The following is a 19,495-nucleotide window of genomic DNA, read 5'->3' as shown; positions in this document are numbered from 1 at the left end:
CGCGGCCGGCAGACGTGGCTGCCTCGCGGCGGCCGGCGCACCTGCGCCTTCCAAGATGGGATGATTCTCGCTTTAAGACGGTTTACCGGTTATCCGGCGGCCGTCTTTTTTTGTGCAGAGGGAGGGTTTGGCGGGCCGGTTGTGGAATCCTACATAACAACATGAAGGCCAGGGCATGCCCCCTGGCCGGACAGAGGAGCGTTACCCCTTGAAACGTGTGCTTGTTACCGGATATAAAGCGTCGGAGCTCGGCATCTTCTCGCTGAAGCATCCCGGCATTCCCATCATCAAAAAAGCCGTGCGGGCGAAGCTCCTGTCCCTGCTGGAAGAGGGGCTCGAATGGGTCATCATCAGCGGCCAGTGGGGCGTTGAGCTGTGGGCGGCGGAGGCCGCGCTGGAGCTGAAGGCGGAAGGCTGGCCGCTTCAGCTTGCCGTCATTACGCCGTTCATCGAGCCCGAGGAGAATTGGAGCGAGGACAAGCAGAACATCTACCGGGCGCTGACCGCACGTGCCGATTACGTCAACAGCGTCACGAAGACGAAGTATGACGGACCGTGGCAGTTCAAGGAAAAGGACCGCTTCCTGCTCCGCAACTCCGACGGGCTCCTGCTGGTCTACGATGAAGAGCAGGGCGGTTCTCCCCGGTTCATCCGGGAGATGGCGCTGAAGCACGCCGAGAAGGAGGAAGGGTACCGCATTCTCGCCATCAATGCGTTCGATCTGCAGCAGATCGCCGAGGAGGAGCAGCTGCGATACGACAGCTAGCTCCGGGCGTGCCGACCGCTTCCTTAAGCTGCAGCTTCTGCCTCCGGGAGCTGAGCAGCGTACAAGGCTTGTCGGTCCCCGTCCTGCACAGGCGGTCTGCCCGTCCGCCCGTCTGCCTGCTCCGCTAGTGGAGCGCCGCAAGACGCTTCTTTCCGGCCGAGCCGGGTCCAATGTCAGGCCGGAGAAGAGACCGCGCCAAGCCAATACATAAGGCCGCACCTGATGTCCGATGTTCGGACGTTAAGGTGCGGCCTCTTTTTGCATGGCTGCTATGTGCGTAGAAGAAGCAGGCGGTCACCGTCGATGACGGCGCGCTGCGGTGCTATTTTCTGGTTTTGCCTGTCGGTACGACGTTGACCCGGAGAGGATCGGACGTGTTGCCGGCACGGTCGACGGCTGTAACGGTGAACTCGTTGCGGCCCGGGTGGAGGGCGAGAGGGCCGGAGCTGAAGCTGAGGTCCTTGCCTACGGACGCCTCAGCGCCGTTCACCTGTACGGCGGCCTTCTCGCTGACCGTGCCCTTCAGGCTGATGCTGTTCCCGTCCACGTTGTAATGATTGCCGGTCTTCCGGCCGGGCTCGACCAGCGTGAGGGACGGGCGGATGCCGTCTTCAATGCGTTCCAGATCCCCCACCGCAAGCCCGCCGCCCTGTGCCGTCTGCGACGCGCTGCCGGCAATCTTGACATAGACGCGGCCTTCGTAGTAGCCGGTGCTCTTGACCGTGGCTAGCAGCTTCTGAGCCCAGGAGCCTGCCCACCGGTAGCCGTTGCGGCGTTCGGCCTCGATCTCCAGAATATTGTGCTTGATCACCCCGTCACGCCCCGAGAAGATAGGGAGGTTCGTCGCGATATCGTAGAACCGGTACCAGGTGTCCGTTGCCGGATCCGGCACGAAGTAGACGTTGTTCGGGTCGGCCGACACGTATTTGATCCCGCTGAGCTTGCTTGCTTCGAAGTAGGCCAGGGCGCTGTCCGCCGCCCGCTTCACCTCCGGCGTCTGCTCGGGCAGCGCCAACAGGTACTTGATGATCTCGATCGACTCCGAGCCGGAGATCGACGGATGCTCGTAAGCGCGGGCGCCGCGGGGCTCGTAGGTGACCGGGTCGTGCTGGGCGCACCAGGCGGTCAGCTTGCCGTTGACGGCGATCTGCGATTTCAGGATGTAATCGAGGCCGCGGTCCAGGCTCGCCGCAAGCTTCTGCTCGGCTCCCTCCGGAAGCAGGGAGGAGTTGAACGGATACTTCCGGTCCCGGGCCATACTCAGCACATTCATGACCCTCATCATGGCGTTATCGTTGTACGTCACATGATCCGAATAATTGCCGCGCGCCGGGTACACCTGAGCCCAGCCTCCGCTTGCATACTGAAGTTTCTCGAGAAACGCGAACCCTCTCAGCACGGCATCCCGGTAGCGCTCGTCCCCGGTTTCCTTGTACATGACCGACAGGAAAAGAATTTCGTTGGTCGTCGCATTGTTATCGATCGTCCCGAGCTCCGTGCCGTCCGGCGCTTTCCAGTCGGATTTGGCTTCGGTGCCGTCCCAGGCGCGCTTGTACTTGTCGCCCATCTTGTACCAGCCGCCATGGTCCATCTGCCAAGTAAGCAGGTTGTCCGCCTGCTGGATATCGGCGGCACGGTCTCCCGTATAGTAAGTGGCGTTGAGGTAAGGGACGCTCTTCGGATTCTCAGCATGCGTCCGAGTGAAGGTAGCGTCGGGGTTCAGCCCCTGTGCTGTCTCCAGCGTCACGACCGAACGGCCCTGCGCATCGGTGCCGAGGGATGCCGACTTGATCGTGTAATCGCTGTTCAGCTGCGGATTCAGGCTGTTCCAGTCGCCTAGCGCCGCCTGCACTTCGAAGTCCGAGGGCTCTAGCGACGTGAGCTTACCGCTTAGGGTGAACTGGATGGTGGTGGGCGTAAGGGCCTGCGCATGGACGATCCGGACCGGTTCTGCGGTGCCCTGGTCTGCTTCCGCTGCACGAAGAGCGGTAGGAGCGGCCGGCAGCAGCAGGCTTACGGCACAGAGGGCCGCGAGCCACCGGCGGTGATGCCAAGAATGCGTTGTCATGATTGAGCTGACCTCCTGATTACAAGGAATGAGAAGCGATGGGAAGAGGCTTTCGTTTGCTTCGCTTAATTGATAACGGTTTCATTGTAGCGTACCCGTTCCAATTTTTTCTTTATTCCCTATTGTCCGTTTCCCGCTAAAATTGACTGGGCTTGTCCAAAGGTGCGTCGGAGAAAGCAGGAGGCACTTCGGTAGAATAAGAAATCATTGACTAAACACTAAACAATAACATAATATATCTATATAAAAATAAACAAACAAACCAACTATTTGTTTAAATGCTAGGAGGTACTGTGATGAAACATTCAGAACGCAAGGCAGAGCTGCTGCAGCTCTACAAAGAGACCAAAATCACCGGTGGAGTGTACCAAATTCTCAATACCGTTAACGGCAAACGCTGGGTAACCGCTACGCCGAATTTTAGAACGATGAACGGGAAGAAGATGGAGCTGAACATGGGCGGGAGCAAAATCGCCGGGCTGCAGGCCGATTGGAAGCTCTATGGAGAAGAGGCATTTACTATGGAAGTGCTCGAGGTGCTGGAGCGCAAGGAAACAGGCTATTTCGATGCAAAGGATGCGCTGAAGAAGCTTGAAGCGAAGTGGCTCGAGCGGCTTCAGCCTTACGGTGAGAAGGGCTATAACAGACCGAAGGAGGCGGAAGCGGATGGAGAAGCAGGGGAATAAGACGGCGCTGCTCGTTGTGGATGTGCAGGTTGCTCCTTTTATATGGAAAGACTATGGGGGCCTAGAGCTGTACCGCGGCGGGGAACTGATCGGCACGTTGAGCGGCTTGATTGCGAGGGCGCGTGCGGCGGGGGCGCCCGTCATTTATATTCGGCATACGGAGGAGCCCGGCTCTCCGAGAGGGGAGGGCGGGCCGATCTGGCACGTTCATCCGGAGATTGCGCCGCAGCCGGGTGACCTCGCCCTGAACAAAAGCCATGCGGATCCCTTCCTGGGAACAGGGCTGCACGAGCTGCTGCAGAGGGAGGGAATCGGCCGGCTGGTGGTCACGGGGATTCAGACCGAGTACTGTGTCGATACGGCCTGCCGTTCCGCCTTCGGGCTCGGTTACGAGGTGATTCTCGTGAAGGACGGCCATACGACCTTCGACTCCGAAGTTCTGAAGGCGGAGGGGATCATCGCCCATCACCATAAGGTGCTTGGGGGCTTGTTCGCCGAGCTGCAGGAGGCGGCTGCGGTGCGGTTCGGATAAGGGGCACTGCCCCGGATAGGTGAAGCAGGCGCCTTTCGTGGGCTCTTCAAGGGCGGCGTGTTTGATAGAGCGGCGGGCTGCGTATACTGGGTAGAGCAGGGGCTCATCCGGAATTTCTACAGAATTCTGCTGAGTTTCTTTGAAATTCTCATGAGGTGCGCCAAAGTCCTATGCCTTGAGCTCCGCTCTGTTGTAAGATGGCAGTACCTTGAAGGGAGCGTGACCTATAACGATGGACACTACTTACGAAATGTACGACGATCCGTTTAAAATGCTGATCCTGCTCGCTACCCTGGTGGCCGAACAGCGCGGCGAGAGGCTTGATTTCAAGCAGGTTCCCGAGTTCGAGAACGATACGTTCCGGCTTCAGCATGAGCTTTTTCTTTATAAGAAGGGCGATATCCGCATCTCTTGGCATGAGTTTCTCGGCAGAGACATCGCATGCAGCAGGGACCTGTCCCGCCAGGAATACAACAAAATGTTTGTGGACTGCATGGCTTCCCTGTATGGGATAGGGTGAAGCCGCAGTGTCGTTATCTGCACCCGGCCGAACCGGTCCGCAGCGCAAGTGCCGCTCCTCGATGGAGCGGTTTTTTTGTTTTTTAATAGAAGAGCTTTGTTGACGGGATCATGTTCACAAAAGTAACATAACTTTTTAATCTTACATTAAGGTTTGGGTAGATGACATGTGATAATATAAAAATTGGAAAATAAGTTAGAAAAAGTAATCTACTAAATTATTTTCTAGTAAAATATTGAGTGGAGGGAATTTAAGATGTCAGCTATTCATGCAATTCTGGAACACAACCGGGCATTTGTTGAGGAGAAGCGGTATACGGCTTACGAGACGACCAAGTTTCCGGACAAAAAGCTGGTCATCCTCACCTGCATGGACACGCGGCTGCTCGAGCTGCTGCCGCAGGCGATGGGGCTGCGCAACGGGGACGCCAAGGTGATCAAGAACGCCGGTGCCGTCGTATCGCACCCGTTCGGGAGCATTATGCGCAGCATTCTCCTCGCCATCTACGAGCTGAAGGCCGAGGAAGTATGCGTGATCGGGCACCACGAATGCGGCATGGCCAACCTGGAGAGCGCCAATGTGCTGGAGAGCGCCAAGCGGTACGGCATTGCGGAAGAGCATATCCGGACGCTGACCTATGCGGGGATCGACCTGAACGGGTGGCTGACGGGCTTCAGTAACATTGAGGAGAGTGTGGCGAACAGCGTGAACATGATCCGTTTGCATCCGCTGTTCCCGGCCAAGGTCCCGGTGCACGGGATGGTGATTCATCCGTCGACCGGCCGGCTCGATCTCGTTGTAGACGGCGGCGAATTTCTGGCTCGGGAGCAGTCAGCAGAGGCATTGATCTAACGCGTGTCCCATGACCGATTATAGGAAGGAGCGTGCAGTGATGTTATCCGACATCCGGTTTCGAGGCTATAACGCCGCTTATTTGAAAAGAGACATTGCGGCAGGGCTGATCGTCGGCATCGTGGCGATTCCACTGGGCATGGCATTTGCCATCGCTTCGGGGGTGCGTCCGGAATATGGCATATATACGGTCATTCTCGCCGGTCTGCTTGTCTCACTGCTCGGGGGCTCCAAGTTTCAGATCGCCGGGCCTACCGGTGCGTTCGTCCCGATCCTCTTCGCGATCGTCATGGAGCACGGCTATGAGAACCTGCTTATTGCGGGCTTCATGGCTGGCATCATGCTGGTGCTGCTGGGCCTCTTCAAGCTGGGCTCGCTCATGCGCTACATCCCAAGGCCGGTGACGATCGGCTTTACGACAGGGATTGCGGTCATTATTTTCAGCGGACAGATCGCGCATTTTCTCGGGCTGCGCAACGTCAAGAAAAAGGAAGCCTTCCATGAGAATATGCGCGAAATCGCCGTGCATATCGAAACCGTGAACTGGTACAGCGTCGGAACGGCCGTCATCTGCCTGACCGTGCTGCTGCTGACCAGCCGGCTGACCACCAAGGTGCCGCCTGCGCTGGCCGGACTTATTGCCGCAACGCTCGCCGCGGTGCTGTTCTTCCGCGGGAAGATCGATACGATCGGCTCGACCTACGGGGCGATCCCGACCGGTCTGCCGACCTTTAAGCTGCCGGCGCTGTCCTGGGACCTCGTCGTAGATCTGCTGCCAGCCGCCTTCGTCATCGCGATGCTCGGCGGGATCGAGTCCCTGCTCTCGGCCATGGTCGCCGACCGGATGGGCGGGGACAAGCATAACAGCAACAAAGAGCTGATCGGCCAGGGCATAGCGAATATGGTCACCCCGCTCTTCGGCGGAATTCCCGCGACCGGAGCCATAGCCCGGACGGCAACGAACATTAAGAACGGAGCGGCCTCGCCGTTCTCGGGCGTCATCCATGCCCTCGTAGTGCTCCTCGTCCTGCTGGTGTGCGCGCCTTATGCTTCGCACATCCCGCTGGCGGCTATGGCGCCGATCCTCATGTTCGTCGCATGGAATATGAGCGAGCGGCATGAGTTCATGCATGTGCTCAAAACGCGGACCGGCGACTCTGTCGTGCTGGTCGTCACCTTCCTGCTCACGGTATTCGCCGACCTGACGACCGCGGTAGGCGCCGGGCTGGTGCTGGCCGCCGTGCTCTTCATCAAGCGGATGAGCCGCACGCTGAAGCTTGAAGGCGTGCTCCCCGATCCGCAGGACAAACTCGTGAAGCCAACTCGGACAGGGAAGGAGCGTTCCTGCCCGCAGATCGCGATCTTCACGGTCGAAGGCCCGCTCTTCTTCGGCACCTCGTCCGACTTTGTCGATACGATCAAGGAGAAGCTGGCCGCCGACGGACCGCAGCCGATTCTCCTGCTGCGGATGGGCAAGGTCAGCGATATGGATACGACCGGCGAGGCGGCACTGGCCGATATCGCCGAGGAGGTCAAGGCGCGGGGCGGTATGCTGCTGCTCACGGGCATTACGCCGGCCGTCCGGCCGATCCTGGACAGCAGCGGCCTCAGCGAGAAGATCGGCGAGGAGCGGTTGTTCCGCCGCACCGGGGAAGCGATCGCTTACGCCCTGCGCAGGGTCAGCCCCGCGCGCTGCTCGGGCTGCCGGCAGTTCACCTTCGACGAGTGCACCGAGCTGTCGAAGCCCGCCCCGGCCGCCCTGCGCCCGGACCGCTCCGGCGCAGGCGTACTGCAAGGCTAGCCGGCAGCCGGCACGAGGCTGCCTGCGCCAAGCGGGGCAGCCCCGGAGTGGGAGCCGGCTCGCGAGGAGTCGCGTGTGCGCAGCGGGAGGCCCCGCGAGGAGCACGTGAAGTTACTCCACGTGCTCCTCGTGTAAGTAGGATTTAATAACGTCTGCCATGGGGATTAGCGGAACTGAAATGCCTTATCTGCTTCATTGCCAGGGGACTTTTGAAAATAAAGAAACTGATGTTCGCTATTCCTGCGCGAAAAGTGGATTTTCGACCAAACGGCCACGGATAACGCACTGGAGTTCCGCTATTTTGCGGGAAATAACGGGAAATATCCGAATAAGGCATCTGAGTTTCTCTATTTGGAATTACCAAGAGTTTACCGTCCATGTTGCGGCAAGGACTACAAAAAACACGTACACGAACCCTGTCGAGGGAGGTTGTCTACAACAAAAGCCGTCCGGAGTAATGCCGGACGGCTTTTGTTTATATCATATGTAGCTTCAAACACAGCGAAAGCGCCCGCCTTTGTTCCTCCTGCCAGCGAGGCTATATCTTTTGGAAAGTGACCTTTGTGCGAAGCACAACGGAACGCCAAAAGATACAGCCGAGCGCCCTGTCGCTCGTAAAAACGGAGCGGAAGCGAAGCCGTGCGAAAGCATCCGCCTTTGTTCCTCCTGCCAGCGAGGCAATATCTTTTGGAAAGTGACCTTTGTGCGAAGCATAACGGAACGCCAAAAGATACAGCCGAGCGCCCTGTCGCTCGTAAAAACGGAGCGGAAGCGAAGCCGTGCGAAAGCATCCGCCTTTGTTCCTTCTGCCAAGCGAGGCTATATCTTTTGGAAAGTGACCTTTGTGCGAAGCACAACGGAACGCCAAAAGATACAGCCGAGCGCCCTGTCGCTCGTAAAAACGGAGCGGAAGCGAAGCCGTGCGAAAGCATCCGCCTTTGTTCCTTCTGCCAAGCGAGGCTATATCTTTTGGAAAGTGACCTTTGTGCGAAGCACAACGGAACGCCAAAAGATACAGCCGAGCGCCCGAAGCACAACGGAACGCCAAAAGATACAGCCGAGCGTTCGAGCGTCCTATCGCCTGACCGCCCGCATGCGCAGGCCGCCCCGGATCCGCAGGGACACGAGCGGCTCAGGCACGGCGGGGGTCGGGTCGAGCGGCTCGAAGTGCAGCGATTCGCAAAGGCCGGAGAGGATCAGGGACGCCTCCATCATGGCGAAGTTCGAGCCGATGCACCCCCGCGCCCCGCCGCCGAAGGGGAAGTAGGCGAAGCGCGGCCAGGCGCTTTCCCCGCCGTCGAACCGGTGGGGGCGGAAGGCCAGCGGCTCCTCGAACACCTCCCCATTCCGGTGGATGGCGTAGGGGGAGATGAGGAAGGTGCTGCCGGCCGGGAACGTTTCGCCATGCATCACCAGCTCTTCCTCGGATTCTCTCAGGATCATCCAGGCCGGGGGATAGAGCCTCAGCGCCTCCTGGATGACCTTCGGCAGATAAGAGAACCGGCGGTACGCCTCGAAGGCGGTGGGCGGGCCCGCGCCGAGCTGCTCATCAAGCTCGCGGTACAGCTCCGCGGCGGCTTCAGGCTCCCGGCCCAGGCTGTACAGCACCCAGGTCAGCAGGTTGGCTGTCGTCTCGTGGCCCGCAAGGAGCATCGTCATCATCTGGTCCCGGATCTCCTCCCGGGAGAGCGGTGCGCCCCCGGCGTCTGTTGTATCGAGCAGCATCCCGAGCAGGGTGCTGCGGTGCTTTTCCGGGGACCGGGCCGCTTCGTCCATGACCGCATAGACCATCTCCTCAAGCGTACGGATCGCCCGCCGGTGCACCCGGTTGCCGGGCGTGGGATAGGAGAGCGGGAGCACCAGCGGGGAGAACAGCGTCTTCGCCGTCCGCTCGATCGTATCGTTCACGGCATGGGCGAGCTCCGCCTTGAGTTCTTCCACCTCGGCGCCGAACATCGTTTTGGCAATGATCGTGAGGGTAAGCTGCATCAGCTCGTCATGCAATGCGACGATCTCCCCGGGCTGAATCCGGCCGGCCGCCTCCCGGGTCAGTGCTCTTACGGTCTCGGCATAAGCCTGGATGCGCTCCTTATAGAAGGCCGGCTGCATATACCGGCGCTGTGTGCTGTGCGTCTCCTTCTCCGTCGTAAGAAGCCCGTCGCCGAGCGTGCGGCGGAGCACGTCCGACGAGCGGCCCTTGCGGAAGGAGGCTTCCTGGCTGACGAGAATGCTCTGCACGAAGCGCGGTGAGTTGACGATGAAGGTAGGCCGCGTGCGGCTTGTCCGCAGCGAGACGAGCTCCCCTTCATGCAGCTGCTCGACCATGAAGCCGAGCGGATCGCGCTGGAAAGCGAAAAAGTTGCGCAGCCGGGAGGTGCGGATTCCCTGGATGGAACTCATCTTGTTCGCTTCTGCCGCCGGCGGTCGATTTCTTCGGTAACCACGAACGCGAGCTCCTCGTTGCCGAACAGGGACAGGACCCCGAGCACGGTCTCGTCAGGAATCTCGCCCGCTTCCTCCTTAGGCACGGTCAGCTCCACCGCCTGCTGCAGCGCGGGATTCTCGCCTTGAGCGGGGTAGGCCCGCAGGTACACCTCGTGGGGGTCCAGCCCGTGGTTCACGCACCACTGGGCGAAGACGAGGATCATCATCTGTTCATCCCGCTGGTAGCCGCGGATAATTTCATCTTCGGTTGCTTTACGGTTCATAAGTGGCGGTCTGCTCCTTCGGAAACTGTCGGAATCCGGCCCTAAGTGGGAGTCCGGACAGTGTAGTGGGGGTAAGCTTGTTTTGTCCCTCCGCTCCCGGGTACAATGAAAGTAGTAAGCTCCCTAACCGGAAGCGCAAGCCCGGCAGGAGCGCGGATTGAGCGAGCACATAAAGGAGCGGATGCCAAGTGAGTTCCATACCGAAACTGCTGATCGCGGCCGGCATCGTTCTGATCCTGGTAGGACTGTTGTGGGCGCTTGCCGGCAGATTCCTGCCGCTTGGCAGGCTGCCGGGAGATATTGCCATCGAGAAAGAGAACGTCAAATTCTACTTTCCCGTCGTCACCTGCATCGTAATCAGTGTAGTGCTGTCCCTGGTCATGTACGTCATCCGGCTCTTCTTCAAATAAAGGTTCGGGCCTGAGGAAGAAAGCGGGACCCTCTCTTAGTATAGTGGAAAGTCCCCTGCGGAGTAAAACCGCGGGGAAAGAGCGGACGCGCATACAGCACCGGGTTCCCGGGCGAAGGCAGAGGGGCACGCGGCCACTGCGCCTTCCTCCGGGCAGCACCGAACGCAAACGGGACATCGCAGGCTGCGGCCTGTGATGTCCCGTTTGCGTTCGCAAAGAAGATGCGCATAGATTTCTCCACCCGCAGGCCCCTGAGTCCGCTATTCGTGCCGGATCAGCATCAGAGCAAGCAGGGCGGATCCTATGGCAAAACAGAGCGGCGAATACAAGAGAGTGTCCCATTTGGCAAAAACCGTCCCCGTCTTCCGCTTGAATACCCCGGTCCAGCGGAAATCGCCCACGCCCCGCAGGAGAAAGACCCCGGACAGCAGCCAGCCGATCCCCGGCAGCATCCCTTCCGGATACAGGAGCTTCACGATGCCGCCCAGCTCGAGAACCGCCCAGGCAGCCAGGGCAAGCAGCAGCGTAACGAGAGCCACGGCGGAGGGACCCGGACGGAAGAGGGGGCCCGTCTCGGAGCTCGGGACCGCAGCCCCCAGCCCTTTTTTGCCTCCAAACAGCCAGTAAGCATGGACCCCGCTGAGTCCAAGCAGAAGTCCGCTGACGATTCCTGCAAGAATCCACTGCATTCGATCAACCCTCTCCTTCCCATCATTCATTTTTATTCATTTTCGATGAATTCCTTCCAGACCATCCGGACCTGCTGCATCATCTCGTCTTCGGTGAGTGTCTTCTCCTTATGCCGTTCGTACCATCCAAGATAGTAATGGTAGAGCAGGTGCGACTTCAGCGCAGCACGCTCGGGGGAGAGGCCGCTGCGGGTCAAGAGCCCGCTGACGTAATCGAGCCGTGTCCGTTCCACTTCCTCCAGGAGCCGGCGGTACGTTTCTTCTTCCAGCGCAAGCCGGCGCAGGTAAAACAGGAAATCCCCTTTCCCCGTGGAGGCAAAGAGGCTCTTGAGCAGCGACAGGACGGCTTCGTTCAAGCTCGCTTCCCGGGAAGAAGAGTCCATTACCTGCAGGGTCGCCCGGCGCTGCCATTCTTCCACAATGCGGCTGAGCAGGGTGGCGCGGTCGCGAAAGTACCAGTAGAAGCTGCTTTTGCTGCACCCGAGGGCCTGCGCCATTTGCTCCACGACGAGGGCATCCGGGCCTCCCCGGGCGAAGCGCCTCAGCCCCTCATCAATCCACTGTTCTTCGGTGGCAATCACTTTGGGCATACACTTGGTTTCTCTCTTTTCTGTACGGTATCGTCTAGATACATGCATTGTAACGCAGCTCTTCCCCTTTGTAAATATACAACGACGGAGCCGACGGAGCACCGTATCCGCACCCTGATGCAAGATCTGAACTATCGGTTGGCTGCAGCTTGGCAGAATGTGGGCTATAACCAGCCGCCGCACCCGAGCTTCTTCCTGGGGGAGGGCATGAACAAGCCTGCCGCTCTGCATTTGTATGTCAATGCGATCAAGGCGGTAGTAAGGTGCAGAGCCAGTTCGGCGGCACGACGAGCATTGCTTCCATTACGGCGGACGGTCTGCTGCAGGCCAAGGCGACGGGAATCGTCCGGGTTATTGCCGTGGAGGCGGACGGCTCGGGAGTGAAAGGCATGGCTTATATTACAATCACGAAGCCCGTTAAGGTCTTCAAGAACAAAGTCAGCACGGTGGAAGGCACGAACAAGGTGCGCATCGGAAAGTATCGAACGTGAACGGCGGGTCTGTTCTTCTTGCCTCCATCGACTCCGGCCGTAAACTCACCGGCCTTGCAGCCTGTTCGGTTAAAGTTACCGCGGCAGTTGTAGACGGCTCAGGTGTGACCGGGTATTCTACGCTGCGATTACCAAGTAAGGCAGGGATTGCTATGTAAGAATAATCCCCTTGAAGCGCAATCTAACAGTGTAGCTGAATAGAGCCTTTCAAGGAGGACCCCACAATGCGGATCACCAAAAAAGGACTGCTGGCGGCCATACTCCTGGCCGCTGCGCTGACCGGCTGTGAAGACCCTAAGACCGAAATGCAGCAGGAGCGTCAGGAAGACCTGCTCGATGAACGTGAAGACCGGGTGCTTCAGAACCCGGTTCGCGAGATGCGCCAGGAGCGTCTGGAAGACCGTCTCGATGAGCGGGAAGACCGGAGATAGCGGGACACAGGCAATAGCTTAAAGACGGCATCGATATGCCGTCTTTTTGGCGTGCGCGGAAGGGGAGAGGGGCCGACCGGCCCAACATATCTATTGCACTATGAATAAAATTACAATACTATGAATAAATATACATACGAAAGGGAGATGTTCTATGCATCTGAGCTTCAGCACGGAGCTTCCTGATCCGGAAGCCTACTACCGGCTCTATCAATCCACAGGCTGGGACAGGGAAGGAATCTGGACGCCGGAGAGGCTTCACCTGGCGTTGCAGGGGAGCTGGCATATCGTAACCGCCTGCCGGGACGGCCGGCTCGCCGCTTCCGGGCGCCTGGTCTCCGACGGCGTTCTGCAGTGCTTTGTTTGCGACATGATCGTTCTGCCGGAATACCAGGGCCAAGGGATCGGAGGCGGCATCCTGCAGCGCCTTCTGGATTACAGCCGTTCCCACGGTATCCGGTGGGTTCAGCTGGCATGTGCGCAGGGCCGACGTGGCTTTTATGAGAAGTATGGCTTCAAGGAACGGGCGGCGGATGCTCCCGGTATGAATTTATTTTTGTGAAGCGCTGATGAGGAGACTTCTTTTTATTTGGCGCCCGGCTCCTCTTTCCGTTTGAAGAGATCGATGATCCCCGACAAGATCACCGTCAGGCCAAGGGCCCCGAAGGCGTACGGCAGGAAGTAAGTGATCACCCGGACATCCTGCAGGCTTCTGATGTCAAGGATATCGAGGAACAGCGGATAGAGCAGCAGCATCGCACAGAGCAGGAACAGGATCATGGGAGAGCTCCTTTCGGAACGCGGCCGGAAGCCTGACCGCTGTTTCCTGCTATTGTACCTCCCGCCGCGGGGGCTCATTCCTGCATGGTTCCCTGAGGCTGGGAAGGCAAGCTTCCTCATAACCTGCGCCGTTGAGGGGAATCCTACCATCGTACAGGTGAAATCTTGGTACGCGGACGGATGATCCGCCATTCGCATGGAGGAGGAATTGTGATGGAAGCCATGGGCAAAAAAATAGACAAGCTGTCCAACCAGCTCACGGAGCTCCGCTGGGAAATCTGGTTCCAGCATACGCTCTTCACATGGCAGTGGTGGATGCTTGTCTTTACCTGTGTGCTGTCGCTTGGGGCGCTGCTCCTGCTCGTGGACAAGAAGCAGTCCGTGCGAATGGTTGCCTATCTTGGAATCATCTATATCCTCAACAAGAACCTGGATGATCTGGCGACCGCCCTGGACTGGTATGATTACCGGATGCAGCTGGAGCCGATCATTCCGACGATGCTGCCCGCGAACCTGTTCTTCATCCCCATGGGGCTTACGCTGGTCTACCACTACTTCTCCTCGTGGAAAAGGTTCCTGATCGCACTCGGCGCCTTCAGCTTCTCGGTCTCCTATATCGCCCTGCCGCTGATGAAGCTGGCCGGGATCTACATGGAGAAGCATTGGAATGCTCACCTCTCCATGCTGAGCCTCTTGGTGATGGCCGTGCTCGCCAAGCTGCTGATCGACCGGCTGTCACTGTTCCAGTCCCGAATCCGGCTCATCGAGTAACGACGCCTCGTGCTCCAGACGGAAGTCGTCGATCTTCTCGCCGTCCTCCCATACCTCGACGAACAGCGCGTCGCAGTTTTCGAATTCCTCGGGCCGCAGCCCGAGCGCCCGCTCCTCGTCCTCGCCCACATAGACGTTGACCATTTCTTCTTCCGTAAACGAGAGCACTACATAAATTTTCATCCGTAAGGTTCCCCTGTCTTCTTCTGTCATAGGGGGAAGCCGCATGGCATTGATTCCGGTCTGGAGGAGCTGATGCGAAACCTTCCGCCTTCAGCCGCGCATCGGTGCGCTGTCATCCCAGAACTTCCACCAGCGCTTGTCCCGCGCGGCAGCGATCTGGGTCTTCGTCTGCTGGATCTCCCGGAGAGCGAACATGAGCTCCTTATCCCGCTGATCGACCCGGTTCTCGATATAGCCCTTCAGGGTGGCGAGTTCCTCCTGCTGCTCGGCGCACTGCTGCTGCAGCTTCTTGCTGCGCACTTTAAGCTCCTGCACCTCAAAGTCCATCTCGTTGAGTGACTGCTTCAGCGACAGGAGCTCGGGGAGCAGTCCCATGCGCACATCCGTCTCGATCGACGTCTTGAGATGGGCGATCACATCGGTTGGCAGCACGGACATCGGCGCTTCGGCAGGGAGCTCGCCGGGAAGGGCTGCTGCCGCCTCGGCCTGCGGGGAAGGTTCTTCGTGGCCCGCTTCCATGACGCCTTTGGCCGCATCCTCGAGATTCATGCGCTTGTGCTTCACGAGCACCTGGTACCGCTTCAATGCGGCGATATCCTGCTCGCGGAAGACCCGGGCTCCATCCTCGCCGAGCAGGAACGTATAGCCTTGGAACTCGAGCATGCGGCACCAGCGCCGGAGCGAGCTGTCGGAGATGCCAAGCTGTTTGGCGAGATCGTGTGTCAGACGGACATCCATGGTGGTTTCGTGTGCTAACATGCTTATAACGCCCCCAATCGATTATACAACCGCATCCCCCGAAAGAACAAACAGCGCAAGAGCCTGCGGAAGCGGCCGAGAAGTCAGCGGGCCACAGGCCCGCAAGGTAACGCAGTGCGTGCATAGGAAACGATTGCGATCCATCCGGTGAATGGGTCTGCCGCGATTACACACACGGCCGGGTTCCTGTCCGGAATCCTTAGAATCTCTCAAATGATATTTATATCATAAAGGATTCATAGTGAAGTTGCTGTCGAAAAACGGATGGAGAAATATAAGAAATATTGCGGGAATAGGGGGGCTTTCAGAGCTTTTCGCGAGGACAGGGGGGCGCTATGACCGGGAAGTGACTCGGGAGGGAAGAGGCAAAAAAGAGACGGCGGATGAGCCGTCTCTCTTACGGACCGTTCGATGGGAACGGCGGGGCTGCCGGCACAGCGGCTACTTCGTAAACACATGATTGCCGATTTTCGTCACCCGAGGACGGGCCTTGCTCCACGCGGAGGTCGCGATCTTCGGGTTATAGTAGAAGAGGGAGCCCTTGGTCGGGTCGCTGCCGTTCAGCGCTTCGCGGGCCGCACGGTAGGCGGAAGCGTTCGGCTTCAGGTTGTACTGTCCGTCGAGGACGGCGTCGAACTGGCCCTCCTGGAAGATGACCTCACGGATCGAGCCAGGGAACATGGAATGATGAACCCGGTTGATGACCACGGCGCCTACGGCGACTTGTCCGAGATAAGACTCGCCCCGGGCTTCGGCATGAATGATGCGGGCCATCTGCTCCAGCGTATTGGCGCTGTCCTTGGTAACCTTCTTGAGCTTCGCCAGCGTGGCGTCATTCGCGACCCCGTCGGCCGGAAGGCGGTAGGCCTTCTGGAATTTCTTCACGGCCGCTGCCGTGACGGTGCCGTAATAGCCCGTCGTGCCTACCTTGAAATAGCCTAGGGAGGCCAGACGTTCCTGCAGGTCGAGCACCTGCGCGCTTTTGCTGCCCTGCTTGAGCGTCTGGGCGTGGGCGGTCTCCGAAGTCCCCAGGACCCCGAGTGCACCAGCCAGGATGGCAGCGGCTACTGTCAGTCTTTTCAACGTTACGGAACCTCCTCTGAAAATAATGAACCGCATTATGTATGGTGGGTTAGTCTGCGCACGGATGACTTGGAAATGACGGCCTTACAACACAGTTCGGCACAACATTGGGAATTTTGACCGAAAGGGTTTCCATTATCCTACCATATTTTCTCGCCTTCGTGTCAAACTATTCGTGATTCGGGCATTCTCCTCCCACATCCACGCCCAAAACAAACAAACCCCCATCAGTAATTAGACAAACTTGGCGCTGCATAAACATGAGTAAGCCACAAAAATGCAGGTCGAACTAACAGGGGGAGAGCGGTATGTTAAAAGGAGTCGACTGGAACCTGTTCCGGTTCCTGACAGGAAGCCTGCTGACGGAGGCCGCGGGACGTCCCGCCCCGATCGGCCGGTATCGGCCGAGGCGCCGTTGGATACGGCCCAGGCTGGTCATGTTCAAAGTAAAGGCTTCGCCGAAAAGCCGGCCAAAGTGGTAGCACGCCGCTGCCGGGGCTCCTTGCAATCGGGAAGCCGCCTGCCCGGCAGCAGTGCCTTGCAAGCGCATGTCAAAAAAGCCCTTGATCTCCGGTGGAGACCAAGGGCTTTGATGTTCTTGCAGCCGCGTGGGCGGCTTGACGCGGGATTATTTGACATAAGCCCACTTGAATTCCAGCTCCACACCGTACGGCGGGAAGATCAGATCCTGGATCTTCGGATTCTTAACCCAGCTTGTCGCCCGGAAGTAGTTCGGCAGGATCGGCATTTCTTCAATGAGCAGCTTCTCGGCCTGCACCATGAGGTCGGACCGCTTGGCCTTGTCGAGCTCGGCGATCGCCCCGCCTGCAAGCTTGTCATACTCCGGGTTCGACCAGTCGACATCGTTGAGGTCGGAGCCCGTGATGAACATATCGAGGAAGGTCATCGGATCGTTGTAGTCCGCCCCCCACCCGGAGACCGACGCCTGATACTTGTGATTGTTCTCGTTGTCTACACGCAGCTTGTGCGGTACCGGCTCGGCAAGCGCGTCCACACCGAGATTCTGCTTCCACTGGGCCACGAGGAACTCCAGCGCTTTGGGTCCGGTATTGTGGTCATCTCCCTGGAGCTTGAAGGTTGGCAGCTGGCTGAGGCCCGCCTCCTGCAGACCTTCCTTCAGAAGCTGCTTCGCCTTGTCCGGATCGAACTTCGGCATCAGGCTGCCCGCTTTCTTGCGGAACTCCTCCCCGTTGCCGTCGCTCGTGCCTGACGGGACGAATCCGGTCGCGGGTACGGGGCCCTTGCCCATGACGGTCTCGATGAAGGCGGCGTTATCGATGCTCATCGCCAGCGCCTGGCGGATCTTCTTGTTCTGGAAGGCTGGGACATTCTTCTGGCTGAGCTTGATGAACCACGAGGAAAGCTCGGGCTGCAGTACGTACTCCGGCTTGCCCTCCCAGAGGCGGATATTGTCGCCGGTGATCGTCTGCAGATCGGAGCCGCCCGTCTGGAACAGATTGAGGCCGGTGTTCTCGTCCTTGACGATGTTGAGCTGAATCTGCTCCAACTTCACGTTGTCTTTGTCCCAGTATTTGTCGTTCTTCACCAGAACGATCTGCTGATCGTGATCCCATTTTTTGAGGATGAAGGGGCCGGCACCGACGACGGATTCGGCATCGGCACCGTTCTTTTCTTTATATTTGTCGATAATATCCTGACGCTGCGGGAAGAAGTTCAGGAAGGAGAGCTGTTCGGTAAAAAAGGGAATCGGCCGCTCGAGCGTAATCTCGAGCGTTTTGTCATCCAGCGCCTTCACGCCCATTTCTTTTTTCTTGGCTTCGGCTTCTTCCGGAGTTTTGGCTTTCATGACGTCCGTGCCGCCTTTGATCCAGGCGACCATGAAGGCGTAGATGGCTTTGGTGGCCGGGTCCACGCTGCGCTGGTAGGAATAGACAAAGTCCTGGGCCTTGACAGGGACCCCGTCCGAGTAGGTCAGGTTGTCTTTGAGGGTGATGGTGTAGGTCCGGCCGTCCGGCGAGATCTTCGGCATATCCTTGGCCAGCCCCGGCTGCGCTTTGTTGTTCTTATCGAGCCGGTACAAGCCTTCGCCGACGGCACCGAGAATGGTGAAGGCGGCGATCTGCGTCGTCTTGGAGACGTCGAGCGCACCGGGCTCCGCCCGGTAGTTCAGCGTAATCTGCTGCTTGGGTGCAGCAGTCTCTTTCCCCTCTGGAGTGGCCGTTTCATTCGGTGTGGTTCCGCTTCCTCCGCCGGTACAGCCGGCGGCCAGCCCGCAGGCCAGGGTGAGTACAACCGTGCTGGAGAGCCATTTACGAAGATTCATAGAGTCGCTCCTTCACTTGTTTTATACAATCAAGAACGGTCCGAAGAAGACCGTCCGTTGATCCGGACCCCTTACCTGTACAGAAGTTAGAAGAAAATGAAACAAAAGAAGGAATATGGACACGTAGGAAATAATGGTAATGTGATTAAACTACCATATCGGGTGATAGGATTTCAATAGAAGAATACAAGATTTGGAAGGTATGGCAAGCGGGGGACGGGACGGTTGGCATGGGGAACGAACCGCGGGTCAAAGAGAAACGCCTATGCCGTCCTTTCAGGACGATGCGCGTTTGTTTCGGATACTCCAATGAAAAATAGGTTATAACGGTCCTTGCCCTGGCCGAGATACCCCTCAGGCAGGTACACTGGAGAAGAGAACTTGTCTGGAGAAGAGAACTTGTGGAATAGAACAGGAGGGAATAGCGTTTGAAGGTGGCGCTGTGCATTATCGATATGCAGGAAGGGTTCCTGGGACATCAGAGGAAGGAGCTTCGCCTCGCTTCCGCGTGCGAGGTGATCAACCATACGGCCGCACTGCTGCGGGAGGGGGGCCATCCGGTGATTCATATCCGCGACGTGGAATCGGCGGAGGAGCGGGGCCCGGAGGCTTTGGCGGTCGTTCCCGAGATCCGGGTGGAGGCGGGAGATCTGCACCTGGATAAAATGCACTCGAACGCTTTCTGGGAAACGCAGCTTGAGGAGCTGCTGCGCGAGCATGAAGCGGGGCTTGTGATCGTCTGCGGCTTTGCCGCGGAGCACTGTGTGCTGTTCACCTACCAGGGGGCGGTGGAGCGCGGGTGGAGAGCGGCCGTGCTGCAGCAGGGCATCCTGAGCGAACACGAACAGGCCGTGCAGGATACGTACCGTTACCGGCATACGATCTCCTACCCGGTCATTGAATTTATGATGGAGCCGTCCCGTCACGAAAGAAAATCCGGTCCGGCATAATGTTCCCGTACCTGATCCCCGATAATAACTATGGGGATCTTTTTTTATTTTCTGCGAAAGCCGGTGCCATGATGCGCTTCGGCTGCACAAATAAGGATCACAGTAGTAGAGCGGCAAGGG

23 protein-coding genes and 1 pseudogene are annotated in these 19,495 nt (G+C 58.4%); 14 read left to right on the top strand and 10 right to left on the bottom strand.

Annotated elements, in window-relative coordinates; genetic code table 11:
• Window positions 1-175: 175 nt before the first annotated feature.
• The gene (locus ACP26L_RS22755) at window positions 176-766 is read left to right on the top strand and encodes an SLOG family protein (RefSeq protein ID WP_426446631.1); all 591 of its coding nucleotides are present in this window, start codon (window positions 176-178) and stop codon (window positions 764-766) included.
• Window positions 767-1,088: 322 nt separating this feature from the next.
• On the opposite strand, the gene pelA is transcribed toward ACP26L_RS22755, so the two are convergent.
• Complete coding sequence (gene pelA / locus ACP26L_RS22750; protein ID WP_426446630.1) at window positions 1,089-2,834, bottom strand: pectate lyase; 1,746 nt, start codon at window positions 2,832-2,834, stop codon at window positions 1,089-1,091.
• A 296-nt stretch (window positions 2,835-3,130) separates the two neighbouring features.
• Here pelA and ACP26L_RS22745 point away from each other — a divergent pair, with 296 nt between their 5' ends.
• The 5 genes from ACP26L_RS22745 (at window position 3,131) to ACP26L_RS22725 (ending at window position 7,225) form a co-directional block, all read left to right on the top strand.
• Window positions 3,131-3,520, top strand: a complete 390-nt coding sequence (locus tag ACP26L_RS22745) for a GIY-YIG nuclease family protein (protein WP_426446628.1) — start codon at window positions 3,131-3,133, stop codon at window positions 3,518-3,520.
• The gene (locus ACP26L_RS22740; protein ID WP_426446626.1) at window positions 3,501-4,052 is read left to right on the top strand and encodes a cysteine hydrolase family protein; all 552 of its coding nucleotides are present in this window, start codon (window positions 3,501-3,503) and stop codon (window positions 4,050-4,052) included. The genes ACP26L_RS22745 and ACP26L_RS22740 overlap by 20 nt, the downstream gene beginning before the upstream one ends.
• Window positions 4,053-4,284: 232 nt before the next feature.
• Entirely contained in the window at window positions 4,285-4,572 is a 288-nt protein-coding gene (locus ACP26L_RS22735) for a hypothetical protein (protein WP_426446624.1), read from the top strand.
• A 255-nt stretch (window positions 4,573-4,827) separates the two neighbouring features.
• Entirely contained in the window at window positions 4,828-5,424 is a 597-nt protein-coding gene (locus ACP26L_RS22730; RefSeq protein ID WP_426446622.1) for a beta-class carbonic anhydrase, read from the top strand.
• A 40-nt stretch (window positions 5,425-5,464) separates the two neighbouring features.
• Window positions 5,465-7,225, top strand: coding sequence for a SulP family inorganic anion transporter (locus ACP26L_RS22725; RefSeq protein WP_426446620.1), 1,761 nt, complete (start codon window positions 5,465-5,467; stop codon window positions 7,223-7,225).
• A gap of 1,074 nt (window positions 7,226-8,299) precedes the next feature.
• On the opposite strand, the gene ACP26L_RS22720 is transcribed toward ACP26L_RS22725, so the two are convergent.
• Together ACP26L_RS22720 and ACP26L_RS22715 are read right to left on the bottom strand one after the other, a co-directional pair.
• On the bottom strand, window positions 8,300-9,625 hold the full coding sequence (locus ACP26L_RS22720; RefSeq protein ID WP_426446618.1) for a cytochrome P450: 1,326 nt from the start codon (window positions 9,623-9,625) through the stop codon (window positions 8,300-8,302).
• Window positions 9,622-9,933, bottom strand: a complete 312-nt coding sequence (locus ACP26L_RS22715; protein ID WP_426446616.1) for a hypothetical protein — start codon at window positions 9,931-9,933, stop codon at window positions 9,622-9,624. Before ACP26L_RS22715 ends, ACP26L_RS22720 begins: the two co-directional genes overlap by 4 nt.
• A 188-nt stretch (window positions 9,934-10,121) precedes the next feature.
• Here ACP26L_RS22715 and ACP26L_RS22710 point away from each other — a divergent pair, with 188 nt between their 5' ends.
• Window positions 10,122-10,343 (top strand): DUF2905 domain-containing protein, encoded by a 222-nt coding sequence (locus ACP26L_RS22710; RefSeq protein ID WP_426446614.1) that lies wholly within the window; start codon window positions 10,122-10,124, stop codon window positions 10,341-10,343.
• Window positions 10,344-10,603: 260 nt separating this feature from the next.
• On the opposite strand, the gene ACP26L_RS22705 is transcribed toward ACP26L_RS22710, so the two are convergent.
• Window positions 10,604-11,032: a DUF3995 domain-containing protein gene (locus ACP26L_RS22705; protein WP_426446613.1), complete on the bottom strand. Its 429-nt coding sequence runs from the start codon at window positions 11,030-11,032 to the stop codon at window positions 10,604-10,606.
• 32 nt (window positions 11,033-11,064) lie between these two features.
• Window positions 11,065-11,622, bottom strand: a complete 558-nt coding sequence (locus tag ACP26L_RS22700; protein WP_426446611.1) for a TetR/AcrR family transcriptional regulator — start codon at window positions 11,620-11,622, stop codon at window positions 11,065-11,067.
• Window positions 11,623-11,697: 75 nt separating this feature from the next.
• On the opposite strand from ACP26L_RS22700, the pseudogene ACP26L_RS22695 reads away from it, so the two are divergent.
• From ACP26L_RS22695 to ACP26L_RS22680, 4 genes and pseudogenes are all read left to right on the top strand, one after another.
• Window positions 11,698-11,859, top strand: a pseudogene (locus tag ACP26L_RS22695) (hypothetical protein); the annotation flags it as partial.
• A gap of 26 nt (window positions 11,860-11,885) precedes the next feature.
• Complete coding sequence (locus ACP26L_RS22690) at window positions 11,886-12,113, top strand: hypothetical protein (RefSeq protein ID WP_426455242.1); 228 nt, start codon at window positions 11,886-11,888, stop codon at window positions 12,111-12,113.
• A 224-nt stretch (window positions 12,114-12,337) separates the two neighbouring features.
• The gene (locus ACP26L_RS22685) at window positions 12,338-12,544 is read left to right on the top strand and encodes a hypothetical protein (RefSeq protein WP_426446609.1); all 207 of its coding nucleotides are present in this window, start codon (window positions 12,338-12,340) and stop codon (window positions 12,542-12,544) included.
• Window positions 12,545-12,698: 154 nt separating this feature from the next.
• Window positions 12,699-13,106: a GNAT family N-acetyltransferase gene (locus ACP26L_RS22680; RefSeq protein ID WP_426446607.1), complete on the top strand. Its 408-nt coding sequence runs from the start codon at window positions 12,699-12,701 to the stop codon at window positions 13,104-13,106.
• A 23-nt stretch (window positions 13,107-13,129) separates the two neighbouring features.
• Here the strand turns inward: ACP26L_RS22680 and ACP26L_RS22675 are convergent, their stop codons facing one another.
• Window positions 13,130-13,324, bottom strand: coding sequence for a hypothetical protein (locus tag ACP26L_RS22675; protein WP_426446606.1), 195 nt, complete (start codon window positions 13,322-13,324; stop codon window positions 13,130-13,132).
• 213 nt (window positions 13,325-13,537) lie between these two features.
• Here ACP26L_RS22675 and ACP26L_RS22670 point away from each other — a divergent pair, with 213 nt between their 5' ends.
• Window positions 13,538-14,095 (top strand): hypothetical protein, encoded by a 558-nt coding sequence (locus ACP26L_RS22670; RefSeq protein ID WP_426446604.1) that lies wholly within the window; start codon window positions 13,538-13,540, stop codon window positions 14,093-14,095.
• Here ACP26L_RS22670 and ACP26L_RS22665 read toward each other — a convergent pair.
• The 3 genes from ACP26L_RS22665 to ACP26L_RS22655 form a co-directional block, all read right to left on the bottom strand.
• Window positions 14,060-14,278: a hypothetical protein gene (locus ACP26L_RS22665; protein ID WP_426446602.1), complete on the bottom strand. Its 219-nt coding sequence runs from the start codon at window positions 14,276-14,278 to the stop codon at window positions 14,060-14,062. The genes ACP26L_RS22670 and ACP26L_RS22665 overlap by 36 nt on opposite strands.
• Before the next feature lie 90 nt (window positions 14,279-14,368).
• The gene (locus ACP26L_RS22660; RefSeq protein WP_426446600.1) at window positions 14,369-15,037 is read right to left on the bottom strand and encodes a DUF3967 domain-containing protein; all 669 of its coding nucleotides are present in this window, start codon (window positions 15,035-15,037) and stop codon (window positions 14,369-14,371) included.
• Between the two features lie 441 nt (window positions 15,038-15,478).
• Window positions 15,479-16,120: a cell wall hydrolase gene (locus ACP26L_RS22655; protein ID WP_426446598.1), complete on the bottom strand. Its 642-nt coding sequence runs from the start codon at window positions 16,118-16,120 to the stop codon at window positions 15,479-15,481.
• A gap of 308 nt (window positions 16,121-16,428) precedes the next feature.
• On the opposite strand from ACP26L_RS22655, the gene ACP26L_RS22650 reads away from it, so the two are divergent.
• Window positions 16,429-16,602: a hypothetical protein gene (locus tag ACP26L_RS22650; protein ID WP_426446597.1), complete on the top strand. Its 174-nt coding sequence runs from the start codon at window positions 16,429-16,431 to the stop codon at window positions 16,600-16,602.
• A 146-nt stretch (window positions 16,603-16,748) separates the two neighbouring features.
• Here the strand turns inward: ACP26L_RS22650 and ACP26L_RS22645 are convergent, their stop codons facing one another.
• Window positions 16,749-18,425, bottom strand: a complete 1,677-nt coding sequence (locus ACP26L_RS22645; protein WP_426446595.1) for a peptide ABC transporter substrate-binding protein — start codon at window positions 18,423-18,425, stop codon at window positions 16,749-16,751.
• 434 nt (window positions 18,426-18,859) lie between these two features.
• On the opposite strand from ACP26L_RS22645, the gene ACP26L_RS22640 reads away from it, so the two are divergent.
• Window positions 18,860-19,375 carry a cysteine hydrolase family protein gene (locus tag ACP26L_RS22640; protein ID WP_426455054.1) on the top strand — a complete coding sequence of 172 codons (516 nt, stop codon included), beginning with the start codon at window positions 18,860-18,862 and terminating at the stop codon, window positions 19,373-19,375.
• Window positions 19,376-19,495 lie beyond the last annotated feature (120 nt).

Source organism: Paenibacillus sp. S-38, from assembly GCF_049942825.1.
Taxonomy (GTDB): domain Bacteria; phylum Bacillota; class Bacilli; order Paenibacillales; family NBRC-103111; genus Paenibacillus_G.
This window is presented reverse-complemented; position numbering and strand designations above follow the sequence as displayed.

What these genes read in the sequence shown, in the direction of transcription:
- ACP26L_RS22660 (WP_426446600.1), bottom strand. Translation starts at nt 15,037, where the DNA reads ATGTTAGCACACGAAACCACCATGGATGTCCGTCTGACACACGATCTC.
- ACP26L_RS22685 (WP_426446609.1), top strand. Translation starts at nt 12,338, where the DNA reads ATGCGGATCACCAAAAAAGGACTGCTGGCGGCCATACTCCTGGCCGCT.
- ACP26L_RS22665 (WP_426446602.1), bottom strand. Translation starts at nt 14,278, where the DNA reads ATGAAAATTTATGTAGTGCTCTCGTTTACGGAAGAAGAAATGGTCAAC.
- ACP26L_RS22645 (WP_426446595.1), bottom strand. Translation starts at nt 18,425, where the DNA reads ATGAATCTTCGTAAATGGCTCTCCAGCACGGTTGTACTCACCCTGGCC.
- ACP26L_RS22745 (WP_426446628.1), top strand. Translation starts at nt 3,131, where the DNA reads ATGAAACATTCAGAACGCAAGGCAGAGCTGCTGCAGCTCTACAAAGAG.
- ACP26L_RS22735 (WP_426446624.1), top strand. Translation starts at nt 4,285, where the DNA reads ATGGACACTACTTACGAAATGTACGACGATCCGTTTAAAATGCTGATC.
- pelA (WP_426446630.1), bottom strand. Translation starts at nt 2,834, where the DNA reads ATGACAACGCATTCTTGGCATCACCGCCGGTGGCTCGCGGCCCTCTGT.
- ACP26L_RS22700 (WP_426446611.1), bottom strand. Translation starts at nt 11,622, where the DNA reads ATGCCCAAAGTGATTGCCACCGAAGAACAGTGGATTGATGAGGGGCTG.
- ACP26L_RS22715 (WP_426446616.1), bottom strand. Translation starts at nt 9,933, where the DNA reads ATGAACCGTAAAGCAACCGAAGATGAAATTATCCGCGGCTACCAGCGG.
- ACP26L_RS22680 (WP_426446607.1), top strand. Translation starts at nt 12,699, where the DNA reads ATGCATCTGAGCTTCAGCACGGAGCTTCCTGATCCGGAAGCCTACTAC.
- ACP26L_RS22670 (WP_426446604.1), top strand. Translation starts at nt 13,538, where the DNA reads ATGGAAGCCATGGGCAAAAAAATAGACAAGCTGTCCAACCAGCTCACG.
- ACP26L_RS22705 (WP_426446613.1), bottom strand. Translation starts at nt 11,032, where the DNA reads ATGCAGTGGATTCTTGCAGGAATCGTCAGCGGACTTCTGCTTGGACTC.
- ACP26L_RS22725 (WP_426446620.1), top strand. Translation starts at nt 5,465, where the DNA reads ATGTTATCCGACATCCGGTTTCGAGGCTATAACGCCGCTTATTTGAAA.
- ACP26L_RS22650 (WP_426446597.1), top strand. Translation starts at nt 16,429, where the DNA reads ATGTTAAAAGGAGTCGACTGGAACCTGTTCCGGTTCCTGACAGGAAGC.
- ACP26L_RS22740 (WP_426446626.1), top strand. Translation starts at nt 3,501, where the DNA reads ATGGAGAAGCAGGGGAATAAGACGGCGCTGCTCGTTGTGGATGTGCAG.
- ACP26L_RS22730 (WP_426446622.1), top strand. Translation starts at nt 4,828, where the DNA reads ATGTCAGCTATTCATGCAATTCTGGAACACAACCGGGCATTTGTTGAG.
- ACP26L_RS22755 (WP_426446631.1), top strand. Translation starts at nt 176, where the DNA reads ATGCCCCCTGGCCGGACAGAGGAGCGTTACCCCTTGAAACGTGTGCTT.
- ACP26L_RS22720 (WP_426446618.1), bottom strand. Translation starts at nt 9,625, where the DNA reads ATGAGTTCCATCCAGGGAATCCGCACCTCCCGGCTGCGCAACTTTTTC.
- ACP26L_RS22675 (WP_426446606.1), bottom strand. Translation starts at nt 13,324, where the DNA reads ATGATCCTGTTCCTGCTCTGTGCGATGCTGCTGCTCTATCCGCTGTTC.